The sequence below is a fragment of the Mycolicibacterium peregrinum genome (assembly GCF_001665625.1).
GTDB lineage: Bacteria > Actinomycetota > Actinomycetes > Mycobacteriales > Mycobacteriaceae > Mycobacterium > Mycobacterium peregrinum_B.
In genome coordinates this window covers 1-21,111 of sequence record NZ_LZSY01000060.1, presented here as the reverse complement: position 1 = coordinate 21,111, position 21,111 = coordinate 1, and the positions used below count along the sequence as shown (strand labels likewise).

At 66.6% G+C, this 21,111-nt stretch carries 24 protein-coding genes; 18 read left to right on the top strand and 6 right to left on the bottom strand.

The genetic code is table 11. The features are described from left to right. Positions 1–63 precede the first annotated feature (63 nt). Positions 64–696, top strand: coding sequence for an NUDIX hydrolase (locus A5779_RS07665; RefSeq protein ID WP_413784899.1), 633 nt, complete (start codon positions 64–66; stop codon positions 694–696). Positions 697–699: 3 nt separating this feature from the next. On the opposite strand, the gene A5779_RS07660 is transcribed toward A5779_RS07665, so the two are convergent. Continuing rightward, positions 700–1,194: a flavin reductase family protein gene (locus A5779_RS07660; RefSeq protein WP_064880526.1), complete on the bottom strand. Its 495-nt coding sequence runs from the start codon at positions 1,192–1,194 to the stop codon at positions 700–702. 89 nt (positions 1,195–1,283) lie between these two features. Here A5779_RS07660 and A5779_RS07655 point away from each other — a divergent pair, with 89 nt between their 5' ends. Then, the gene (locus A5779_RS07655; protein WP_064880518.1) at positions 1,284–2,465 is read left to right on the top strand and encodes a zinc-dependent alcohol dehydrogenase; all 1,182 of its coding nucleotides are present in this window, start codon (positions 1,284–1,286) and stop codon (positions 2,463–2,465) included. 5 nt (positions 2,466–2,470) lie between these two features. Here A5779_RS07655 and A5779_RS07650 read toward each other — a convergent pair whose 3' ends face one another. Beyond that, positions 2,471–3,184: a TetR/AcrR family transcriptional regulator gene (locus A5779_RS07650; protein ID WP_165609227.1), complete on the bottom strand. Its 714-nt coding sequence runs from the start codon at positions 3,182–3,184 to the stop codon at positions 2,471–2,473. 77 nt (positions 3,185–3,261) lie between these two features. Between A5779_RS07650 and A5779_RS07645 the strand changes: the two genes are divergently transcribed. Further along, a complete protein-coding gene (locus A5779_RS07645; protein ID WP_064880514.1) occupies positions 3,262–6,117 on the top strand; it encodes an MMPL/RND family transporter in 2,856 nt (951 codons plus the stop codon). Here the strand turns inward: A5779_RS07645 and A5779_RS07640 are convergent. Continuing rightward, the gene (locus A5779_RS07640) at positions 6,063–6,512 is read right to left on the bottom strand and encodes a VOC family protein (RefSeq protein ID WP_064880511.1); all 450 of its coding nucleotides are present in this window, start codon (positions 6,510–6,512) and stop codon (positions 6,063–6,065) included. The two genes, A5779_RS07645 and A5779_RS07640, sit on opposite strands and share 55 nt — an antisense overlap. Positions 6,513–6,649: 137 nt before the next feature. Here A5779_RS07640 and A5779_RS07635 point away from each other — a divergent pair, with 137 nt between their 5' ends. The 9 genes from A5779_RS07635 (at position 6,650) to A5779_RS07595 (ending at position 13,421) form a co-directional block, all read left to right on the top strand. Next, the gene (locus A5779_RS07635) at positions 6,650–7,651 is read left to right on the top strand and encodes an AAA family ATPase (protein WP_064880509.1); all 1,002 of its coding nucleotides are present in this window, start codon (positions 6,650–6,652) and stop codon (positions 7,649–7,651) included. A 7-nt stretch (positions 7,652–7,658) separates the two neighbouring features. Next, complete coding sequence (locus tag A5779_RS07630; RefSeq protein ID WP_064880507.1) at positions 7,659–8,525, top strand: DUF58 domain-containing protein; 867 nt, start codon at positions 7,659–7,661, stop codon at positions 8,523–8,525. Continuing rightward, positions 8,515–8,988 carry a hypothetical protein gene (locus A5779_RS07625; RefSeq protein ID WP_064880505.1) on the top strand — a complete coding sequence of 158 codons (474 nt, stop codon included), beginning with the start codon at positions 8,515–8,517 and terminating at the stop codon, positions 8,986–8,988. Before A5779_RS07630 ends, A5779_RS07625 begins: the two co-directional genes overlap by 11 nt. Then, on the top strand, positions 8,979–9,938 hold the full coding sequence (locus A5779_RS07620; RefSeq protein ID WP_064880503.1) for a hypothetical protein: 960 nt from the start codon (positions 8,979–8,981) through the stop codon (positions 9,936–9,938). The genes A5779_RS07625 and A5779_RS07620 overlap by 10 nt, the downstream gene beginning before the upstream one ends. Beyond that, a complete protein-coding gene (locus A5779_RS07615; RefSeq protein ID WP_064880524.1) occupies positions 9,935–10,843 on the top strand; it encodes a VWA domain-containing protein in 909 nt (302 codons plus the stop codon). Before A5779_RS07620 ends, A5779_RS07615 begins: the two co-directional genes overlap by 4 nt. Beyond that, positions 10,840–11,490, top strand: coding sequence for a hypothetical protein (locus tag A5779_RS07610; protein ID WP_064880501.1), 651 nt, complete (start codon positions 10,840–10,842; stop codon positions 11,488–11,490). The genes A5779_RS07615 and A5779_RS07610 overlap by 4 nt, the downstream gene beginning before the upstream one ends. Positions 11,491–11,537: 47 nt before the next feature. Continuing rightward, positions 11,538–12,137, top strand: coding sequence for a TetR/AcrR family transcriptional regulator (locus A5779_RS07605; protein ID WP_064880499.1), 600 nt, complete (start codon positions 11,538–11,540; stop codon positions 12,135–12,137). Positions 12,138–12,374: 237 nt separating this feature from the next. Further along, a complete protein-coding gene (locus A5779_RS07600; RefSeq protein WP_064880497.1) occupies positions 12,375–12,914 on the top strand; it encodes a hypothetical protein in 540 nt (179 codons plus the stop codon). A gap of 66 nt (positions 12,915–12,980) precedes the next feature. Next, positions 12,981–13,421 carry a hypothetical protein gene (locus A5779_RS07595; protein ID WP_064880495.1) on the top strand — a complete coding sequence of 147 codons (441 nt, stop codon included), beginning with the start codon at positions 12,981–12,983 and terminating at the stop codon, positions 13,419–13,421. On the opposite strand, the gene A5779_RS07590 is transcribed toward A5779_RS07595, so the two are convergent. Next, positions 13,400–14,020 carry a TetR/AcrR family transcriptional regulator gene (locus A5779_RS07590; RefSeq protein ID WP_064880522.1) on the bottom strand — a complete coding sequence of 207 codons (621 nt, stop codon included), beginning with the start codon at positions 14,018–14,020 and terminating at the stop codon, positions 13,400–13,402. The two genes, A5779_RS07595 and A5779_RS07590, sit on opposite strands and share 22 nt — an antisense overlap. Positions 14,021–14,427: 407 nt before the next feature. On the opposite strand from A5779_RS07590, the gene A5779_RS07585 reads away from it, so the two are divergent. The 4 genes from A5779_RS07585 (at position 14,428) to A5779_RS07570 (ending at position 18,259) form a co-directional block, all read left to right on the top strand. Further along, positions 14,428–14,826, top strand: coding sequence for an STAS domain-containing protein (locus A5779_RS07585; protein ID WP_064880493.1), 399 nt, complete (start codon positions 14,428–14,430; stop codon positions 14,824–14,826). Positions 14,827–14,924: 98 nt separating this feature from the next. Then, the gene (locus A5779_RS07580; RefSeq protein WP_064880491.1) at positions 14,925–15,881 is read left to right on the top strand and encodes a helix-turn-helix transcriptional regulator; all 957 of its coding nucleotides are present in this window, start codon (positions 14,925–14,927) and stop codon (positions 15,879–15,881) included. Between the two features lie 34 nt (positions 15,882–15,915). Continuing rightward, complete coding sequence (locus A5779_RS07575) at positions 15,916–16,821, top strand: alpha/beta hydrolase (RefSeq protein WP_064880489.1); 906 nt, start codon at positions 15,916–15,918, stop codon at positions 16,819–16,821. Between the two features lie 76 nt (positions 16,822–16,897). Beyond that, positions 16,898–18,259, top strand: a complete 1,362-nt coding sequence (locus A5779_RS07570) for an FAD-dependent oxidoreductase (RefSeq protein WP_064880487.1) — start codon at positions 16,898–16,900, stop codon at positions 18,257–18,259. On the opposite strand, the gene A5779_RS07565 is transcribed toward A5779_RS07570, so the two are convergent. Further along, entirely contained in the window at positions 18,256–18,708 is a 453-nt protein-coding gene (locus A5779_RS07565) for a 6,7-dimethyl-8-ribityllumazine synthase (protein WP_064880485.1), read from the bottom strand. The genes A5779_RS07570 and A5779_RS07565 overlap by 4 nt on opposite strands. 9 nt (positions 18,709–18,717) lie before the next feature. After that, entirely contained in the window at positions 18,718–19,479 is a 762-nt protein-coding gene (locus A5779_RS07560; RefSeq protein WP_055118957.1) for an alpha/beta hydrolase family protein, read from the bottom strand. A gap of 145 nt (positions 19,480–19,624) precedes the next feature. On the opposite strand from A5779_RS07560, the gene A5779_RS07555 reads away from it, so the two are divergent. Together A5779_RS07555 and A5779_RS07550 are read left to right on the top strand one after the other, a co-directional pair. Beyond that, positions 19,625–20,518: a mycobacterial-type methylenetetrahydrofolate reductase gene (locus A5779_RS07555; RefSeq protein ID WP_064880520.1), complete on the top strand. Its 894-nt coding sequence runs from the start codon at positions 19,625–19,627 to the stop codon at positions 20,516–20,518. A 28-nt stretch (positions 20,519–20,546) separates the two neighbouring features. After that, positions 20,547–21,111, top strand: a 565-nt coding sequence (locus A5779_RS07550; protein ID WP_131811604.1) for a DUF222 domain-containing protein, incomplete at its 3' end; no start/stop codon positions are given.

Below are 21,111 nucleotides of genomic sequence, written 5' to 3'. Positions count from 1 at the left end.
CGCGGCGTGTGACGACAACCGAGATGTCCTGCGACACAACAGAAAAGCTGCCCCGCCCGACACATCCACCATGCGGCCGTCCAGCCCGGGTTCCGGCATCGGCCGTCCGCCGATCCACTCGTCGACCGGCGCCGGATCCACCCGGTCCTCACCGAGTTCGGAATCGACCAGCACCACCGCGACCGCCGCATGGTGGATGTGTCGGGCGGGGCAGCTTTTCTGTTGTGTCGCAGGACATCTCGGTTGTCGTCACACGCCGCGCAGTGGGCGCTTCCCGGCGGCCGGCTGGACCCGGGTGAAAATGCGGTCGAGGCCGCGCTGCGGGAACTGGACGAAGAGGTCGGGGTGAGCCTGTCGGACTCGTCGGTGCTGGGACTGCTCGACGACTACCCGACCCGCTCCGGTTACGTCATCACCCCGGTGGTGATCTGGGGCGGCGGCCGGCTGGATCTACGGCCGTCTCCCGACGAGGTGGTGGCGGCGTACCGCGTGGGCCTGCACCAACTGCAGCGCGAGGATTCGCCGCGGTTCATCACGATCCCGGAGAGCCCGCGCCCGGTCGTGCAGATTCCGTTGGGCAACGACCTGATCCACGCGCCGACCGGTGCGGTCCTGTTGCAGTTGCGGTGGTTGGCCCTGGAGGGTCGTACGGATCCGGTCGACGAACTCGAGCAGCCGGTTTTCGCCTGGAAGTGACGCTCAGGCGTCGTGCCCGGGCTTGAGGTCGGCGACGTCGCTGAGGTTGATCCATGGCCGCGGCTCGCCGGGCGCCTGGCCGTCAACCGGATTCAACAGGTAGCCGACATGGTCGCCGAGATCGAACCGGTCGAGAATGGCGCCGACGAACCAGGCGGGTGCGGCATCGAGAATGGGTGTGCCGACGGGGCCAGCATGCCAACTGCACGCGGCGAACTTGTCGACCTCGTCACCGGTCTGGCCACCGAACCAGCGAGCCAGTTCGAGGTCGTCGCCGGCCAATAGGTGCACACCCAGATGCGTGGCTGCTTCCGAGACGGCAAAGGTGTGGTTCTGCTTCGAAATACCGACAAGGAAACGAGGTGGATCGATGCTGGCCTGAGTGGTGAAGCCGACCAGACAACCTGCCGGCCCGTCCTCGCCGTGTGCGGTCACGACGAACATCGGGTAGTCGATGAGCTCGAGAAATCCATCGAAGCCGTCCCAGCTCTGTGCCATCAGCCCATTGTCGACCACCCCGGTGCGGTTTGGCGCCGGTCTGGCGGGGTAGCCCTCACCTGCGATACCGCGAGCGATGGGAGTAGATCTTGAAAGCTGTTACCTGGCACGGTCGGCGGGACGTGCGGGTCGAAACCGTGCCCGACCCCGAGATCCAAGATCCCACCGACGCAATCATCGAGGTGACCTCGACCAACATCTGCGGCTCTGACCTCCATCTCTATGAGGTGCTCGGTGCCTTCATGCATCCGGGCGACATCCTGGGTCACGAGCCGATGGGCATCGTCCGAGAGCTGGGTTCCGCCGTCGGCAGCCTGACAGTCGGCGAGCGTGTGGTCATCCCCTTCCAGATTTCGTGCGGCCACTGCTTCATGTGCGATCAGCAGCTCTATACGCAGTGCGAGACCACCCAGGTTCGTGATCAGGGCATGGGCGCGGCGCTGTTCGGCTATTCGGAGCTCTACGGTCAGGTCCCCGGCGGTCAAGCCGAGTATCTCCGAGTGCCCCAGGCCCAGTTCACGCACATCAAAGTGCCTGAGGGGCCGCCGGATTCGCGGTTCGTCTATCTGTCGGACGTGCTGCCCACCGCATGGCAGGCCGTTGCCTATGCCGACATTCCCGATGGGGGCTCGGTGACGGTCCTCGGGCTCGGGCCGATCGGCGACATGGCAGCCCGCATCGCACAACATCTCGGCTACCGGGTGATCGCAGTGGATCGGATCCGGGAGCGGCTGGCCCGTGCCGAACTTCGCGGCATCACCACCATTGACCTCGACACACTCGACGAATCGGTCGGCGACGCGGTGCGGTCGATGACCGAAGGCCGAGGCACGGACTCGGTGATCGATGCCGTCGGTATGGAGGCGCACGGTTCGCCGGTGGCCTCCGCCCTGCAGAAGATGACCGCGTTGATGCCCGACGCGATCGCCAAGCCGTTCATGCAGAACGCCGGGCTGGACCGGCTGGACGCGTTCTATTCGGCGATCGACATCGTGCGCCGCGGCGGCACGATCTCTCTCATCGGCGTCTACGGCGGCATGGCGGACCCACTGCCGATGCTGACGTTGTTCGACAAGCAGGTCCAGTTGCGGATGGGACAGGCAAATGTGAAGAAGTGGGTCGGTGACATCCTGCCGCTGCTCGGCGATGACGATCCGCTGGGCGTCGACGATTTCGCCACTCATGTGCTGCCGCTCGCCGAGGCGCCGCACGCTTACGACATCTTCCAGAAGAAGCAGGACGGCGCCGTCAAGATCATCCTCAGGCCCTAGGCGGCCTAGGGGTTGCGGGTCCGGCGCCCGCGCCGGACGGTGGCGGTCGCGGGTGATGGCGGGCGCGGCGGCGTCGCAGGCGGATCCAGTCGCTGAAACGACAGCTGGATCCGTTCGCGGTCACCGCCGAGACCGACCAGGAGATTGGTGATGTGGGGTGCGAGCACCCGCGAGACTCCCGCGCCGTCGACGCCGAAGACACCGATGATCTCGGCCAGGACGTAGCCGTGCATCATCGTCCAGATCTGCGCGGCCACGGCCACCGGATCACCCTCGTCGATCGCGCCTGCGGTCATGCACCGCTCCACGAATGCCGGGATCTGCGCGAAGACCGAGTTGATCTCGGACAGAGCTGCCGGGTTGCCGTCGACGGTGAGATCGCGGCCGATCGGCAGCGTGATGGACGGCGAGGTGATCCCGAACATCAGCCGGTAGCGCTGCGGGTAGGTCAGTGCGTACTCGCGGTAGGCGAGGCCGGAGGCGAGTAGATCCGCCACCGGGTCGTCGGTGTCGGGCCGTCGGCTCAGGTGTTCGCCGAAGCGGACGTACGACTCCCGCACCAGGGCCTCGTAGAGGCCGGGCATGCCCTCGAAGTGGGTGTACACCGCCATCGTCGACGCGCCGATCCGCTTGGCCAGCATGCGGGCGCTGAGTGCCTCAGGTCCGCTCTCCTCAAGGACCTGGAGGCTCTCCTCGATCAAGCTTTCGCGAATTCCCATGCTGGACATCGTCCTGGACATGCTGCCATAACAATGTTATACCTGCCAATAACATTGTTATGGATGGTGGGGGAGCCATGTTGGAGACCATTGCCCGAGCGGTGAGTCGGTATGCACTCCTGGTCATGGCGGCCTGGTTGGTCCTGGCCGGCCTCGGCAACGTCGCGGTGCCCCAGCTGGAACACGTCGTGAAGGAGCAGTCCCGGGCGTTCTTCCCCACCGATTCCGGCGCGACGCAGGCAGCGCAACGGATGGGCACGCTGTTCGGAGATTCCGACAGCAACAACATCGCCTACGTCGTCCTCGAGGCGGACCGAACGCTGGGCGAGTCCGACCGCGGCTACTACCGCAGCTTGGCCGACCGCTTGCGCACCGCCACTCCCGGCGTCGAATCGGTGATGGACCTGTGGGACGACCCGGCCGCCGCAGGAGTCTTCGAAAGCCGGGACCGCAGGTCGGCATACCTGATGGCCCGGCTCTCCGGCCAATTGGGCAGCACCACCGCGACCGACGCCGTGACCGCCCTGCGAGCTGCGGTCGACGCGCCTGACATCCCGCCCGGATTGCGTGTCCACGTCACCGGCCCCGGTCCCAGCCTGGTCGATGAATTCGCCGCGCTGGACTCGCAATTGGCGAGGATCACCGTCCTGACGGTCGGGTTGATCGCGGCCCTGCTGCTGTTCGTCTACCGCTCGCCGATCACAGCCGCAGTCCCGCTCGCCTCCGTCGGTCTGTCCCTGGCGGTCGCCCGGCCGGTGGTCGCACTGCTCGGCGAGCACGGCGTGATCGAGGTGTCGGTGTTCTCGGTGGCGCTGATGTCGGCGATGGTGCTGGGCGCGGGGACCGACTACGGCATCTTCCTGCTGGGCCGCTACCACGAGAACCGGCGGGCGGGGATGACGCAACCGGATGCGTTGGCCGACGCCTACCGGCGGGTGGCCCCGGTGATCGCCGGCTCCGCCGCGACCATCGCCACCGCGTTGTTCTGCCTGACCTTCGCCAAGGTGAGTTTTCTGCGCAGCGCCGGAATACCCAGCGGGATAGGTGTTCTCGCGGCGATGCTGGGCGCGCTCACCCTCACCCCGGCGTTGATCGGCTGGTTCGCCCGGCGCGGTTGGGTGGAACCGCGGGCCGCGACGATCAGCCACCGGTGGCGCCGGATCGGCACGGCGGTGGCCCGCTGGCCAGGACCGGTCCTGGTGGTCGCCGTGGCTGCGCTGGTCTTCTGCGCGGTGCCATTGCTCGGCGCCAACATCTCCTTCGCGGAACTGAGCGCGCAACCCGCGGACACCGACTCCAGTCGCGGATACCGGGCGGTTCACGACCGGTTCCCGGACAATCGGCTCCTGCCTGAGATCGTCTCGGTCGAGGCCGATCGCGATCTGCGCAATCCAGCCGGGCTCATCACGATCGAGCGGGTCACCCGAAAGATCCTGGAAGTACGCGGGGTACGGACGGTCCAATCGGCCAGCAGGCCGGCCGGGACGCCGGTTCGCCAGGGCACCCTGACCTACCAGGCCGGCCAGATCGGCGAACAGCTCGACGGCACAGCGCAATCCGCGCTCGACGGGATGAGCTCCGTGGAAACTGTCACGGCCACCATCGGCCAACTCGACGCCGCCCTCGACGGCATGCAACGCGGCTTGAGCGGCGCCGTCGACGGGCTGAACCGGGTCGGGGCCGGCTCACAGGACATCGGAACGGGTATGTCGGGATTGCAGGGCAACCTCCAGTCGGTCTCCGGATACGCCGACCCGCTGCGGCAGTTCGTCAACAGCAACCCCAACTGCGCGGCCAATCCCATCTGCGCGGCAGTGCAGAAAATCGTCACGCCCCTCGACGACGCGGTGAGTGCGACCGGCACCCTGGCAGGCGGGGCGGGGGCACTCAACGACGGTGCCACCAGCGCCACGAACTCACTCGACGGTGCGGCCAATGCAGTGGCGACCATGCGCTCGGCGCTGACGCAACTGCGCGGCCTCACGTCGACCCTGCGCTCCAGCCTGGGATCGGTCGGCCCGCAGATGCAACAGATGACCGCCTACCTGTCGCAGCTCAGCACCGACTTCGACGGCAGCTCTGAAGGTGGATTCTATCTGCCACCAAGGACTTTCGACGACCCGGAGTACCGCCGGGTGATGGGCATGATGTTCTCCCCGGACGGCCGTGCCACCCGATTGCTGGTCTACGGCGACGGTGAGTCCTGGGGCCGCGACGGTGCGGACCGCTCGAGTGAGATTCGTATTGCCGCCACCGAGGCACTCAAGGACACGCCGCTGGCCTCCAGCGGCGTCGTCGATCTGACCGGCGTCGGCACCGCCACCGCCGAGCTCGTCGACTACGTGCAACACGACTTCACCCTGCTCGTGATCGCCACGCTGGTGCTCATTTTCGTGATCGTGGCCGGCATGCTGCGCAGTCCGGTCGCCGGGATCGTGGTGCTGGCCACCGTCACGATCTCCTACGCATCGGCGCTGGGAGCCAGTGTCGCGGTCTGGCAGTACCTGTTCGGCCAGCCCCTGCACTGGGCGGTGCCCGCCCTGGCCTTCATCGCCCTGGTCGCCGTCGGTGCGGACTACAACCTGCTGTTGGCGATGCGGCTGCGTGACGAGGCGCGGGCCGGCGTCCGCACTGCGACGATCCGGGCCTTCGCCGGTACCGGAAGCGTCGTCACCGTCGCCGGTATCGTGTTCGGGCTGACCATGTTCGCGATGCTCGGCGCCAGTGTGGTGACGATCGCCCAGGTGGGCTCCACCATCGGTATCGGCCTGATGATCGACACCCTGGTGGTACGGACGTTCGTGGTCCCGCCGATCGCCGTGCTGCTCGGACGCTGGTTCTGGTGGCCCCGGCGCATCGCCGGACAGGTGAGCCCACGTCAGGTCGCCGAACCTGTGCCGGCGTGTACGCCGCTCAGTAGACCGGTCATCTGACCCACCTCGATGAGGTAGCCGTCCGGATCGCGCATGTAGCACCGGACTTCGGCCTTCCGGTCGATGGGCGAGGTCAGGAATTCGGCACCTTTCGAGCTCCATTCCCGGTAACACGCGTCGATGTCGGCCACCCGGATGTTCAGAAAGCTGGTCGCGGTGTGCGGATCGGTCGGCGGGTGCAGCGTCACGTCCGGCTTGTCGGGTGTGGGGCCGCCGCCGGGGTTCATGATCAGCCAACTGTTCGCCAGCTTGACGATGCACGGGTCCTCGGCCATCACCACCTCGCCGCCGAGCACGTCGCGGTAGAAAGCCCTCGATCGCGGCACGTCGGCGACGGTCAGGAAGTGGGTCAACAGCATCCCTGTTTCGGGAGTTGGAAGGTCCTTGCTTTCCATCGGAATTCCTCTCCGCGTGGCGTACGGCCCGGATACCCGGGCGCCGGGCCCGACTAATCCCGCGCGCATGACATCGGCAAAGTCTGGGTACATCGACTGGGTCTGGGGAAGGGGGACGACCGAACCGGAGAGGATCCATGACCGCACCGCGATTGCAGGCTGACCAGCGCGATGCCGCCGAAGCTCAGCGCATTGTGGGTGCGGTGACCTCGGCGTTCTCCGCCCGGGTGGTCGGCCAGGACCATTTGCGCGAATCGATGCTGGTCGCGCTGCTCGCCGGTGGACATCTACTGCTGGAAAGTGTGCCCGGCTTGGCCAAGACCACGGCCGCCCGAGTGGTGGCCGAGTCCATCGACGGAAGCTTCCGGCGCATCCAGTGCACACCCGACCTGTTGCCCAGCGACATCATCGGCACCCAGATCTACGAGGCGGCCGGCAACTCGTTCGCGACACAACTGGGCCCGGTACACGCCAACATCGTGTTGCTGGACGAGATCAACCGATCCAGCGCCAAGACCCAGAGCGCCATGCTGGAGGCGATGGAGGAACGCCAGACCACGATCGCCGGCGTCGAATATCCCATCCCCGAACCGTTTCTCGTCATCGCCACCCAGAACCCGGTCGACCAGGAGGGCACCTATCCGCTGTCGGAGGCTCAGACCGACCGCTTCATGCTCAAGGAGATCGTGGGCTACCCCTCGGTCGAGGACGAGGTGGAGATCGCCGCCCGGATGGACGCAGGCCTCTACGACCGGGGTAACCGTGCAGCTCCCGTCGTCACCATCGACGACATACGTCGCGTGCAGGACATCGTCCGGTCGGTATATCTCGACCGGGCGCTGGTCGAGTACGCCAGCCGCCTCGTGGCGGTCACCCGTGAGCCCGGACAGCATCTGCCCGCCAACCTGGCACGGGTGATCGAGTACGGCGCGAGCCCGCGAGCGACGCTGGCGCTGTGCCGGACGGCACGCGCCCTGGCGATGCTGCGCGGACGGGACCACGTGGTGCCCGATGACATCGCCCGCCTGGCCCACCGCGTGCTGCGGCACCGGCTGATCCTCGGCTTCGAAGCCGCCACCGCCCGAATCACCCCCGATGTCGTCATCGATTCGGTGCTGCGCGCGGTGCAGGTCCCGTGAGGTCGCGATGGGCAGATACCTGGACTCCGCCAAGGCGTATGCCGGCCGCGACATCGGCGGGCTGCTCGAAGGCGGCCGCTACGCGCTGGTGCACACCCGCAGCCTGGAATTCGACGAGCTGCGCCCCTACGTGCCCGGTGACGACGTCCGCGACATCGACTGGAAGGCCACCGCACGCTCTGGGCACACCCTGATCAAGCGGTTCGTCTCCGAGAAGCACCACAAGGTCCTGGTGATCGCGGACGCCGGGCGCAACAGCTGCGCACTGGCGCCGTCGGGTGAGTTGAAAAGGACTGTGGCCCAACACCTCATCGGTGCGATCGGATTGATGACGCTGCCCCGATCCGACGAGATCGCGATGGTGCTCGGCGACCATCGCGGCAATGTGGACATCCGGCTGCGCCGCGGCGAGACCCACATCGAGAGCATGCTGCACCGGTTCCACCACCACGCCACCGACCATCCCGGTCCGAGCGACATCCTGGTTCAGCTCGAGTGGGTGGCCCGCCATTACCGTCACCGGCTGCTGATCTTCGTCGTTTCCGACGAACCCGAGATGAGTGACCGGTTGGCCGAGGTCCTTGGTTCATTGACCGCCCGCCACGACGTGCTGTGGCCCCTGGTCAGTGACATGCCTGCGGTGAGCGCACACCGCGACACCGGCCGCAGCTATGAGGTCGCCGACGGGCGACCCATCCTGACCGGGGTGGACCAAGACGTCATCGAGGCCTATCGGCGGGCAGAAGCGCAACGGCGCGAACAACTTTCCGAATTCCTGACCAGGCAGCGAATACCTCATGCCCGGGTGACCGGGAGCATGCGGATCAGGGCGGCATTGACCGCGATGACCGGGGTGTACGCCCGTGCCGGATGACCTGCTGCAGGATGTTATCGGCCCGACACCCTACTCATCGGTGTGGCTGTGGATCGCGATCGGCCTGACCCTGCTGCTGTGCGCGTGGTACGGAGGGGTTTTCGTGCTGACGTCGCGACGGCGAGCGGTGCGGGAGCTGCCCGTCCTCGGTGCCGCCCGGGCCGAACTGCTGCGCCGACGGTCGGCCCGCGCGGTGCGGCTCATCGGAAACCGTTACCGGGCGGGGGATCTCACCGCGGCAGGCGCGGGTTCGGCGCTGAGTGCCGAACTGCGCGCATTCCTGCATGCTGCCACCGGAGTGCAGGCACAGTACATGCAGGTCGACGCGATCGCGGACAGTGCCGCGGCGCCCGCCGCGCCGGTTCTGGAAGACCTCACCGACATTCAGTTCAACCACCGTTCGACGCTCGATGCGGGTACGGCCAGCGCCACCACCGAGGAGTTGATCCGCGGATGGACCTGATCTGGTGGGCGGTGGCGGCCGCCGGTTGCCTCGCACTTGCCGGGTGCGTTGGCCTGGCCCTGCTGCCGAAGCAGTCGGTGGACCCGGACGAATTCGTTCCGCTGGCCAATACCCGGCGGCTGACCCGGCTGCCCGAGTACGTGCGCGCCGCGCGCCGGCGAACCGTGGCAGCCGTCGTCGCCATGGTGACGCTGACGGTCGCCTTCGCGGCCTCGGCGCTGATCGCGGCCCGCCCCACCGGCCTGCCGTCGTGGAGCCGTGCCAACCAGATTGCGACCCCGGAGGACATCATGGTGTGCGTCGGCGGCCCGCTCACCGATCCCGCCGTCGGCACCACGCTGCGGTACTTCGCCGATCGGGCCGGCTCCTTCGGTACCGAGAGGGTCGGGTTGACCTCGGCGAACCGGCGGGTCATTCCACTGACCCGGGACTACCAATACGCCGCAGCACAGTTCGCCGCATTCGGGCAGCAGGAAGGTGTGCGGCCGTTCGTCGCGCCGGTGTCCTACGTCGATTACGCCGCCGGCGTCGAGGATGTGCTGGCGATGTGTCTGACCGGGTTTCCGTCCTTTTCCGAGCCGTCCGCGCAGCGCCGGTCGATGATCTATGTGGGCCCTGAGTCCCTGCCCCGACCTGGTGACGTGGCACCGCTGTTCGACACCGACCGACTCCGCGACCTGGCGGTGACGGCCGGTGTTCAGGTCAACGCGATCACCCCCGGATCTGGAGATGGCGCTGCCGGCGAACTGGCCCGCGCCACCGGGGGTAGATCGTTTGGATCGGCCGATGTCGCTTCGCATCTGACCGAGATCCGGGACCATCCGCCGCAAGCGGGATCGACCGGCGAGTCAGCGGACGTCCGATCGGCCGAAACGCCGGGGGTTCCGGTGTTGCTCGTGCTGCTGGCCATGGCGGTGCTGTGGTGGTGGCCGGTGGTGATGCGGGGATGAGGTTTGAACCGATCCTGCCGCCACTGCTGGTCGCGGTGCTCGCGGTGGTACTGCTCGGGGCCCGCGCGATCAGCTTCGGGCGGGTCCGGGCGCAGGGTGGTGGTTGGGCCTCGGTGTGGCGCTGGTCGGCACTCACCACAGCCGGCATGCTGCTGCTGGTGGCTGCGCTCGGCCCCGTCGCCGGAAGAACGCACGACACCGTGCCCCGACCCGCCGGCGATCGCGACCCGAATATCTTTGTGCTGTTGGACCGTTCACCGGACATGTCGGGGAAACGGATCGCGGCGGCCCGCGACGACATCACGGCCCTGATCGAACGCTACCCGCAGGCACGCTTCGCCCTGATTTCCTTCGCCGACCGCCCGTCGGTGGACTGGCCGCTGTCCGCCGACACCTGGAGCCTGCGCCCGGTGGTGGCCGCGACCAATGCCGCACCCGAGGCATCGGACACCCCGGATGCCAACGTCGGCGCCGCCGCCAACATCCTGCGCTACCAGCTGATCAGCGCCGTACAGCAATTTCCGCGGGCCCAGAACCTCGTGTTCTATCTCGGCGCGGGTGCCCCGGAATCGCAGGCACCGCAACGTGAATTCCAGCTGACCGAGAATGCGGTGGACGGGGGCGCGGTACTCGGGTACGACGACGCCGGGGCGCAGGCGCTTCGCGGGGTGGCCGAGCAGATCGGGGTGCCGTTCGTGTCGCGTACGGATGCGAGACCGTTGGCCGAAGCGTTGCCGGGCGACGAAACCCGAAGTCAGTCACCTGCGGCCGTACCGGCGTCCACCGCCGTGGAGCTGTACTGGGTGTTCGCCGCTGTGGCCGCCCTGCTCATCCTGGTCGAGCTCTATCAGGTGCTCCGTGAATTTCGTCGCACCCAACCGATCGACATGGGGCTGCGGTCATGAGCACGGTGCGTCGCCGCCTTCTGGTGTACTCGGCCCCGGTGGCGTTGGTACTCGTCATCGCGATCGTCAAACTGCTCTCGGTGGTGCTGATCGGTAATTCGACGGCGGCGAGCTTCACCGACCGGGACATCGAGGCGCTGAGGAACGAGGTGGGTCGGCTCCAGGTGCTCAACGTCGTCGAACCCGGCAAGGCCAGTTTCGCCGCGGGTGCACTGGCCGTTCTCGAGGGCCGGCTCGTCGACGCCGATCAGAACTTCAGTGACGCGGTGGCCCGTTTGAATGGAGCTCAATCATGTTCGGCGAGGATCAATCTGGAACTGGTACGCGAGTCACTCGGTGACCGTGCCGCCGCGGCTTCCGACGGCCGGACGGCACTGAGCCATTACCTGTCCGCACGGGAGGTGATCGACCGTGCCCCTGCGGGTTGCTTTGCCGACAGCGAGGCCCCCGCGCGGTTGAACAGCAAGATCGGTGCGGCCGGAGCGATCGTGCCGCCGAACCCGCCACCCCCAGCGCCGGCAGCGCCGGTACTGCCGCCGGGGGCCGGCGGGACGGCGCCTACCCAGCCCCCGAATCGGCTCGACCCGACCTCCGGTGATCCGTTGGACCGGCTGCAACAGATCTTGCGTGACGCGGCCACGGGTTAGATTCGGGTGAGTCGGGCGCGTGGGCCCGGTCAACACGAAGGAATGGAATGGCTGTGGCAGACGGGCTGTCTGCGCGTGAGGCGAAGCGCCTCCAGACGCGTGAGCGGTTGATGGGTGCGGCGATCGCCGAGTTCAAGCGCGCCGGGATGGCCGAAGCGGATGTGGGCACGATCGTCACTGCGGCGGGTGTCGCGCACGGCACGTTCTTCTTCCACTTCCCCACCAAGGAACACGTGCTTCTCGAACTCGAGCAGCGCGAAGAGGTCCGTATCGCCAAGCTGTACACGCAGTTCCTCAAGAAGCCGCACACCCTCGAGGACGGGCTGCGCGAGTCGATGCGGCTTGTCATCGGCCTGGAACGACGGCTCGGTGACGTGTTGTTCAAAGACTTTCTGGCCCTGCATTTCTCGCAGACCCGTCCCCCTGCGTCGGACACCCAGGAGCACCCGGTGATCTCGGGTGTCGCGCGCGAGATCGAACTGGCCCAACAGCAAGGTGAGGTTGCCGCCGACGTCAGCCCGTGGAACAGCGCAGTTTTCTTCCTGCTCGGCTTCTATGCCCTGTTGATCACCACCAACGACTGGCCCACCCGTGACGCCCTGCTGGACGACTTCGTGGTCAGGACCATGCGCAGCCTGGCGCCTTAGTCTCGAACCACCTCCAGCGCAATGCCGTTCGCTCTTGATGGCCTGACCACCCACCATGGGGAACAGGACCGGTTGATCTCCGAGACCCAGGCCCGTCCTGGGTGACGCAGGGCTACTGCCGGATCCCGGTGGTGTTCTCCCCGTCAGAACCGGTTGTATTGCGGGGACCTAACGATTCGGTGCTGTCTCGGGGTTGACGCTCTCGTAAACAGCAAAGCCATGGTTCAGTGGTAACCGATGTCTGGTGTCTGGTCCCCGCGTCGCTGTCTCACCGCTGCGGTGACGGCGGGTGTCACGTTGCTCGCGGTGGGTGTTCCGTCGGCCTCGGCCGCGCCGGCCAGTGATGGCCGTGGATATGTCGACTCGACGGCACGGTGTCCGAGCGCGGACGCCACCGTGCTGTACGGCAGCACTGACGCCTCCAGGGTTGCGATCTGTTCAGTGTCGGGCGGCAAGTACGAGTACCGCGGTGTCCGGCTGCGCGACGGCGCCAAGCTGATCGTGCCCGCGACGCGCAACGACGACGGCGCGTTCCGGGTGGACAACGCCGGGATCGAGTACCTGGTGACGGCGAAGTCGCTGGTGCTCAGTGTGGGGGAGAAGGTGATCCGGGAGGAGGCGATGATCGACTTTCACCGCCCCGGCGCCCCCGCCACACAGGACTCGGTGAAGAGTCCGGGCGCGGCTCCCGCTCCGGCGACCGCGTCGCCCACGCCGACGACACCGTTGCCGCCGCCACTGGCCGCCGAAGTCGGTGGCAGCGGGGCCCGCCGCTGACCTGCTGAGCTGCGCAGTTGCCCGAGAAGTTGAGGGCTGTTGGTGAAAATGATAATCATTAACGGTATGCGTGCGTGTTCGTCGACCCTGCAGACGGCCGGTCTGGACCGGCTGCTGGACCAACTTCGGCCCGAAACCACCTGGCTGAGTGTTCCCCTCGTCGACGACGTCGTCCAGGTCGGGATCGGCGGCGACTTCGAAACCACCACAGTCGCCGTATCGGTCACGCCGACGTCGGTACGGGTCCGGCGGGTCGACGGCGGCCGCCTGCAGGTGCACATCGTCGAAAACTGGACTGATGCGAGCTCGCCGGGCGTGGCGACCCCGGTGTTCGACGAGCCGGTGGAGGAGCTCGTACTCGAACGCTGTGATGGGCAATGGGCCTTCGGCCCGCGGATGCGCGCCCGGCCAACGCAACTCGACCGGTTCGTCGGCACGCTCACCCGGTTCGCGCTGGCCAAGCAACTCCGCGCCGGTGGCTTCGATCAGGCGGTGGGTGCGGCGTAGGCCTGCAGATACTGGGTGAGCGCGTGTTCGCCCTCGGTGAGAATCGCGCGGTCCTTCTCGGGGCCGGCGTGAAAGGCCATCTCCAGCAGGCGATCACCCATCTCGACGGCGACCATCGTCACAAGCGGATCGGTGTCCTCCCGCAGCAGTCCCCAGTGCAGCAGGCCGGCATGCAGCGCGGTGGCGAACTCGGCCCGGCGCACTCGCGGATCGGCGATCTGTCCACTCGCCAGGCTGGTGTAGTGCAAGTTGACCAGGTGCGGATGGTTCCGCAGGTGTTCGTAGTGGAATTCGAAGATGCCGTGGGCGACCTCGGCGAGGCTGGTCGGCGCCAGCGCGGCCAGGACTGCTGCGCCTTCGGCATCGCGACGGTCCAGGTGGTCGGTGACGATCTCCTGCAGGATCGCATCCCGGTTCGGGAAGAACTGGTACACCGTCGCGACCGGAACTTCGGCGCGGTGGGCGATGGCGCGGGTGGTGACGGCGTCGACGCCCTGAGTCTCGAGCAGCTCGAGCGCCGCAGCCCGGATGCGCTCGACGCGTCGTCTGCTGCGCTCCTGTACTGGTTGGCGGCGCCGTAGTGGCTTGTGGGTGACCACGCCTGAATCGTCGCACATTGCTGACATGAGCCATGTTCACGTTTGTGGGGATTGGGTCGCTGTCCAGGAGTTTCCGGGGCCTTGGCGATCGCCGGGTGGCCGGATTCACATAAAGAACCGAACATGGCCCGGGACACGGCGCCTCGGGCATGCGGGTCAATAAACGAACATCCGGAGGTACGAGCCGATCCAGGCAACGAAATCCTCGTCAACCGCCGAACCGTGTGATCGGAGTCGAAAATCACGGTGGCTAAACGTGTTTCGAGTAACCGATGGCCCGTGCCCCGCAATCCGAAACGATCGCGGTCGGCGGTGATCGCGATAGTCTCAATGCGGTTGAGGGCACAGCCAAAGTCACGTGATCGAGGGTCGCACCTCGCTCCCTTGTAGCTAGGCGATGGAGTGTCATGACTGCTGTTCACTACGCGGATCGGCTGCGTCCGGTCCGTTCTTCCGACACCGCAGTCGTCGACTGCGCCGGAGCGCGGGTCTCGGCGCATATCCGTGGCCCGGCCACTGTGCTGGTGGTCGAGGGAGAAATCGATATCTGCAACGCGGACCGATTGGTCGCCGCGGTCCGCCGGCTCATTCAGCCGGGGACCCCCTTCGTCCTGGATCTACGCGCGGTGGATTTCATGGCGATCAGTGGTTTCCGCGAACTGTTGGCCTTCGCCGACGAGTGCAACCAGAGGTGCGCGGCCTGGCATGTAGTGGTCGGAAGTGCGTTGCGTCCGCTGCTGAAGGTGTTCGCGGACCATCACCTGCCCGTCGTGGGCCTCACGGGCGCGACGGCCGGTTCTGGCTGACCGTCCCGCTGGTGCCGTATACAACGTAAGCAATGCAGGTAGAATGGCTTTCTGGGGCAGCGACCGCGCCCCAGTGAGCCCACCTCGAGCGAAACGTGATGACGGCGAACGAAGATCTGGATTTCACCAGTACGAACCTCGGCGCCACCGAGGACTTCTTGGCGCGCGCGTACACGAAGATGTCCATCGGCCGGGGTCCGGGCGAGCGCCCGACGACGCGCATCGTCCGGAAGTGGCTGGGGTCGATCAGTTTCGACGAGCTCGAGCTCGACTATCACATGTCGTACGACGCTGATCCGCTGAACCGGATCTGCTTGTGCCGAGTGCACTCGGGCCGTATCGAGGAGAACTTCATCGGCGAACCGCAGGATGTGTTCGGGCCCGGAGACGTCACGTTGTTCTCGCCGCCCGAGCTGCCCTACTCGGGCCGGGTCTGCCGGGCCGGCTACGACCTGACCATGTTCGACACCGAATTGCTTGGGCGCGTCGCGACGACGGGCCCCGGCGAACCGGGCGGATCCGTGCGGTTCACCGGCCATCGTCCGGTGTCGCCGCAGGCGGGGTACCAGCTCACCGTCGCGATCGAGTACGTGCGCTCGGTGGTGCAGGCCAGGAGTGGGCCCGTACCGCCACTGCTGGCCTCGAGCACCGCCTCGATGCTGGCTGCGACCGTGGTCTCCACGATGCCGACCAACGCCGGGCTCGAACCCGGTCCGACCGATCGGCGCGACGCGAAACCGGCGCTGCTGCGGCGAGCCATCGCCTACATCGAAGCCAACGCCGACCGCGATATCGCCCTTGCCGACATCGCCGAGGCGGTCTATGTCACGCCCCGCGCGTTGCAATACATGTTCCGGCGCCATCTCGAGGTCTCGCCGATGGGATATCTGCGCCGGGTGCGTCTGGACCTCGCCCGGCGCCAGCTGCTGAACGCCGATCCGGCGACAACGACGGTGCAAGCCGTCGCGGCTCGATGGGGATTCGCCCATACCGGGCGTTTCGCGGCTGCCTACCGGCGTACCTTCGGTGAGAATCCGTCCGACACCCTCAGTTGAACCAACTGAACTCACCGCTCATGCGAAGGAAAACGTGTCCATACTGTCCACGCCGATGGTGGCTGATGCCCTGGCCCGATTGTTCTCCGTAGGAGTGCGTCCGGGGCCCATGAGTGCCGTTCGGTTCCCCGAAATACCAGGCCGCACAACGCTGATCGCGATCCCGACCCGTCACGGTGACGTTGCCGCCACGGTGTATCACCCGGCGGCCGGCGAGGGGAAGCCCGGGGTGTACGTGAACGTGCACGGCGGAGGTTTCGTCGTCGGACACCGAGAGCAGGACGACCCGTGGTGCCGTTTCCTCGCCGCACACGCGGATGTCGTTGTGATCAACGTCGATTACCTACTGGCCCCGCATCGTCGGTTTCCCGCCCCGGCCGAACAGATCTATGACGTGCTGAGCTGGGTCTCGAAGCCCGAACATGACTGGGACGGCAGCCGGTTGTGTGTGGGTGGGCAGAGTGCGGGCGGCAGCTTGTCCGCGGCGGCCGCGCGGCTGGCGCTGGAGGGCGGTGGACCGCGGATCGCGCTACAGGTCTTGCACTACCCACCGCTGGACCTGGTCACTGCCACCAAGGACAAACACTCCCCGGTGGGCGCCAAGGCCGTGTTGAAGCCGTGGATGGGCGAGGTGTTCGACACCGCCTACATACCCGATCGTGCCCGTCGCACCGACCGGCTTGCGTCCCCGGCCTGGGGCGCGAACGCCGACGGAATCGAGGGCATCGCCCCGGCGCTGATCGTCACCGCCGAGTACGACCGGTTGCGCGACGAGGCGTGGCGATACGCCGAGAAACTCGACGCGGTCGGCGCCTTGGCCGAGTACTACGAAGTGCCCGACGTCGACCATGGCTACAACATCATGAGCAACAACGTCGACGTCACCAGGAAGGTCTACGACCACATCGCTGGGCACGTGCGGCGCGCCACCGCACCGTGACAGGGATCTCGTAGGGAAGCCCTCACACGGCCACCCCTTCTATTTAGGCTTGCCTTACCTAAATAGAAGGGTTGGCATGAGGAAGATCCAGGTAGCAGTCATCGGCGCGGGCCCGGCCGGCATCTACGCCGCCGACATCCTGACCAAGGAATACGAGCACGCGCGCGTCGACGTGTTCGACCGGTTGCCTGCCCCGTACGGACTCGTGCGTTACGGAGTCGCCCCGGATCATCCGCGGATCAAAGAGATCATCAAGGCACTGCGCCGCGTGCTCTCCCGTGACGAGAACAGCGTGCGGTTCATCGGCAATGTCCACTACGGCACGGATCTGCGGTTGGCCGATCTGCGCCGCCACTACGACGCGGTGATCTTCTCGACCGGGGCCAGGGCCGACCGGGCGCTGGACATCCCGGGTATCGATCTGCCGGGAAGCTACGGTGCCGCCGACTTCGTGTCCTGGTACGACGGGCATCCCGACGTGCCGCGCACGTGGCCGCTGACCGCGAAGCACGTCGCGGTGCTCGGTGCGGGCAACGTGGCACTCGACATCGCGCGGATGCTGGCCAAGCCGGCCGACGAACAACTCAGCACCGAGATTCCGGGCAACGTCTACCAGGGGCTGGCCGCCAACCAGGCCACCGACGTCCACGTCTTCGCCCGCCGCGGTCCGGCGCAGATCAAGTTCAGCCCCATGGAGTTTCGCGAGCTGTCACACTCGCCCAGCGTCGATGTCATCGTGCATCCGGAGGGTTTCGAGATCGACGAGGCCAGCCAGCACGCGATCAACACGAGCAAGTCGACCAGGCTCGTGGTGGACACCATGATGAAGTATCTGCAGCGCGAACCCACCGGTGCGCCGCACCGCATTCACCTTCACCTGTGCCAGTCGCCGGTGGCGGTACTGGGCACAGAGCGGGTCGCGGGCCTGCGCACCGAGCGCACCGAACTGTGCGGCGACGGGAATGTCCGCGGCACAGGAGAATTCACCGATTGGCCGGTGGAAGCGGTGTACCGTGCCGTGGGTTATCTGTCGTCGCATCTGGCGGAGCTGCCGTTCGACCACCATGCAGGCGTGGTGCCGAATGACGCGGGCCGGGTGCTGGATATCGACGGTGGGCTGATCGATGCCGCCTACGTGACGGGTTGGATCAAGCGAGGCCCGATCGGGTTGATCGGACATACCAAGTCCGATGCGGCCGAAACCGTTGCGAGCCTGCTCGACGACCTGCCGGGCCTGCGTACTCCCGAAACTCGCGATCCTGACGCGATACTCGAGCACCTGTCGGCCACCGGTATCGACTACACCACGTGGGCGGAATGGGAGCGCCTCGACTCTCACGAGATCTCACTGGGGGAGGTCCAGGGGCGAGAGCGCGTGAAGGTGGTGGCGCGAGACGAGATGATCCAGGCCGGCCGGGACGCCCTGGTGCGCGACTAATCCAGCGAGCTGTGCAACGCCAGGGTGGCTGCGACGGCGTTGGCGGCCTCCGCGCCCTTCTTGACGAAGTGCTTGGTGAAGTACTCGATGTGCTCGTCGTGCTCGTGGAAGTGATGCGGGGTGAGCACGACGGAGAACACCGGCACATCGGTGTCGAGCTGCACGCGCATCAGTCCGTCGATCACCGCGGTGGCCACGAACTCGTGGCGATAGATGCCGCCGTCGACCACGAGCCCGGCCGCGACGATCGCCCGGTAACGTCCGGTGAGTGCCAGACGCTTTGCGGTGAGCGGAATTTCGAAGGCGCCGGGAACCTCGAAGAATTCCAGGGCCGCGCCGTCGAAGCCATGGGTGCCGATCTGCTCGGTGAACCCCTCGCGGGCCTTGTCGACGATGTTGCGATGCCAGGTGGCTTGCACGAACGCGATCTGAGTGGCTGCGTCAGACATGTAGCGACGCTATCGCACGTCGAGGTAGGCGTCGGCCCAGGCGCCGATGATTCGTCCGGCGCGTTTGGCCTGCCCGGGCCCGGTCAGCAGGTGTTCGGAACCTTCCAGCGAGACGAAGCTGCGCGGATGGCGGGCGGCCCAGAAGATGTCGCTGGCGTTCTTGATGCCGACGGTGTTGTCGGTCGGGGAGTGCAGGATGAGCAGTGGCATCTTGAGGCCCTTGATCTTGTCGAGCAGCTCTGTGGCCCGGACATCCTCGACGAATGCGCGCTTGAGGGTCAGGGTCTTCCCGCCGACCATCCACTGCCCGCTGCCCTCGGCGCAGACCTGCTCGATCACCGCGTCGTATTGACGCTCGACGTGTGTGGGATCGAACGGTGCACCCACGGTCACCACGGCCCGGACACCCGGTGATCGTCGGGCCGCGGCAATGACGGCCGAACCGCCCCACGAATGTCCGATCAGGATGTCGGCCGGGGTGCCGCGCTCGGCCATGAACTTGCAGGCCTCGATGATGTCCTGGGTCTTGTGGGTGAAGGAGCCGTCACCCCAGTCGCCCTCGGATCCGCCCAGGCCGAGTGCGTCGTAGCGCAGCATTCCTATGCCGTCGGCAGCCAGCTGTTTGCAGATGCGCGAGGCGGCCGGAGAGTCCTTGCCGAGGGTGAAGCCGTGCGAGAACACGCCCCAGCCGCGCACCGGTCCGTCGGGCCGATCGATCACCCCGGCCAGCATCGGGCCTGTCGAACTGGGGAATGTGACGCGCTCAGCCATGCAAGGTGGTCTACCACGCTGCGGGTTGGCGGAGGTACCTGTGTGGTCGCACGGCCTGGCTCCGTAGGGTGGATGGACCGGCCGGTCATGGTCAACGCCGCCCATGACGCCGTGTCTGAATGTAATGAGAGTGTGGAGCAATCAGGTGCCTCTGAACACCATCGCGCTGGAACTCGTCCCGCCCACCCTTGATCGCGGTGTGCAGTACCCCGTTGACGAGGCGCGAAAAGTGCTCGCCTTGGCATCTGAGACCGGTATCGAAGGCCGGATCCGCCACGTGATGATCCCCGGGATGATCGATGAGGACGACGACCGTCCGATCGAGATGAAGCCACGGATGGATGTCCTGGACTACTGGAACATCCTCCGGCCTGAGCTGCCCGGCATGCGCGGTCTGTGCACACAGGTCACCTCGTTCCTGGACTCCGAGGCGCTGGGCAAGCGCCTGACCGATCTGAGTGCGGCGGGTTTCGAGGGCATCGCCTTCGTCGGCGTGCCCCGGACGATGAAGGACGGCGAAGGCGAGGGCGTGGCCCCGACCGATGCCCTGTCGACCTATGAGGAGCTGGTGCCCAACCGCGGCGCCATCCTGATCCCCACCCGTGAGGGCGAGCAGGGCAGGTTCAACTTCAAGTGCGACCAGGGCGCGACATACGGCATGACCCAGCTGCTGTACTCCGATGCCATCGTCGAGTTCCTGACTGAGCTCGCCAAGACCACCGATCACCGCCCAGAGATCCTGCTGTCGTTCGGGTTCGTGCCGAAGATGGAGACCAAGGTCGGTCTGATCAACTGGCTCATCCAGGACCCGGGCAACGAGGCCGTCGCCGCTGAGCAGGCATTCGTCACCGACCTGGCCCAGCGGGAGCCCGCGGACAAGCGCCGCCTGATGCTCGACCTCTACAAGCGGGTCATCGACGGCGTGGCCGAGCTCGGTTTCCCGTTGAGCATCCACTTCGAAGCGGCCTACGGGGTGTCGAAGCCGGCGTTCGAGACCTTCGCAGAGATGCTGGAGTACTGGGCCCCGGACCGGGTCTAGCGCACCGGCCGCACTTGTCGGTGGTCGAATGTATGTTCGATTCGTGGAGGCGGGTGCGGTCCGGGCGGTAGCGGGGTTACGCGCGGCTTTCGATGCGTTCGCCGCAGGTGATTTTGAGTCGTTGACCCGGTCTGAGCTGGTGGCGGTGCTCGACGAGTACGAGGAACTGCTGTGTCAGCTGCCTGCTGTGGGGCATCGGCTGCTCGCGCAGTTGCAGGCCGCAGCCACACCTCAGGAGTTGGGTGCCAAAACCTGGAATGAGGTGCTGCGGATTCGGTGGCGGCTGTCGACCGCTGAGGCCGGCCGGCGGCTGGGTGAGGCCGCCGAGTTGGGGCCACGGCGTTCGTTGACCGGGGACCCGTTGCCTGCGGTGTTGCCGGTGGTGGCTGCCGCGCAAGGTGCAGGGTTGATCACCGCCGATCACGTCAAGGTGCTGCGCGATGCGGTGCACCGGCTACCGGGATTCGTCGACCAGGTGACCCGCGAGCAGTTCGAAGCCGACCTGGTGCGGGTCGCGGTCGGGGTGGGTCCCAAAGAACTCAAAGACACCGCCGAGTTGCGCCTGTTCCTGCTCGATCAGGACGGCCCCGCAC

Excerpts from the sequence above, each read along its gene's own strand:
- A5779_RS07645 (WP_064880514.1), top strand. The coding sequence starts at position 3,262 with ATGTTGGAGACCATTGCCCGAGCGGTGAGTCGGTATGCACTCCTGGTC.
- A5779_RS07570 (WP_064880487.1), top strand. The coding sequence starts at position 16,898 with ATGAGGAAGATCCAGGTAGCAGTCATCGGCGCGGGCCCGGCCGGCATC.
- A5779_RS07580 (WP_064880491.1), top strand. The coding sequence starts at position 14,925 with ATGACGGCGAACGAAGATCTGGATTTCACCAGTACGAACCTCGGCGCC.
- A5779_RS07630 (WP_064880507.1), top strand. The coding sequence starts at position 7,659 with ATGGGCAGATACCTGGACTCCGCCAAGGCGTATGCCGGCCGCGACATC.
- A5779_RS07660 (WP_064880526.1), bottom strand. The coding sequence starts at position 1,194 with ATGGCACAGAGCTGGGACGGCTTCGATGGATTTCTCGAGCTCATCGAC.
- A5779_RS07595 (WP_064880495.1), top strand. The coding sequence starts at position 12,981 with ATGCGTGCGTGTTCGTCGACCCTGCAGACGGCCGGTCTGGACCGGCTG.
- A5779_RS07635 (WP_064880509.1), top strand. The coding sequence starts at position 6,650 with ATGACCGCACCGCGATTGCAGGCTGACCAGCGCGATGCCGCCGAAGCT.
- A5779_RS07600 (WP_064880497.1), top strand. The coding sequence starts at position 12,375 with ATGTCTGGTGTCTGGTCCCCGCGTCGCTGTCTCACCGCTGCGGTGACG.
- A5779_RS07560 (WP_055118957.1), bottom strand. The coding sequence starts at position 19,479 with ATGGCTGAGCGCGTCACATTCCCCAGTTCGACAGGCCCGATGCTGGCC.
- A5779_RS07650 (WP_165609227.1), bottom strand. The coding sequence starts at position 3,184 with ATGGGAATTCGCGAAAGCTTGATCGAGGAGAGCCTCCAGGTCCTTGAG.
- A5779_RS07585 (WP_064880493.1), top strand. The coding sequence starts at position 14,428 with ATGACTGCTGTTCACTACGCGGATCGGCTGCGTCCGGTCCGTTCTTCC.
- A5779_RS07610 (WP_064880501.1), top strand. The coding sequence starts at position 10,840 with ATGAGCACGGTGCGTCGCCGCCTTCTGGTGTACTCGGCCCCGGTGGCG.
- A5779_RS07565 (WP_064880485.1), bottom strand. The coding sequence starts at position 18,708 with ATGTCTGACGCAGCCACTCAGATCGCGTTCGTGCAAGCCACCTGGCAT.
- A5779_RS07620 (WP_064880503.1), top strand. The coding sequence starts at position 8,979 with ATGGACCTGATCTGGTGGGCGGTGGCGGCCGCCGGTTGCCTCGCACTT.
- A5779_RS07615 (WP_064880524.1), top strand. The coding sequence starts at position 9,935 with ATGAGGTTTGAACCGATCCTGCCGCCACTGCTGGTCGCGGTGCTCGCG.
- A5779_RS07605 (WP_064880499.1), top strand. The coding sequence starts at position 11,538 with ATGGCTGTGGCAGACGGGCTGTCTGCGCGTGAGGCGAAGCGCCTCCAG.
- A5779_RS07640 (WP_064880511.1), bottom strand. The coding sequence starts at position 6,512 with ATGGAAAGCAAGGACCTTCCAACTCCCGAAACAGGGATGCTGTTGACC.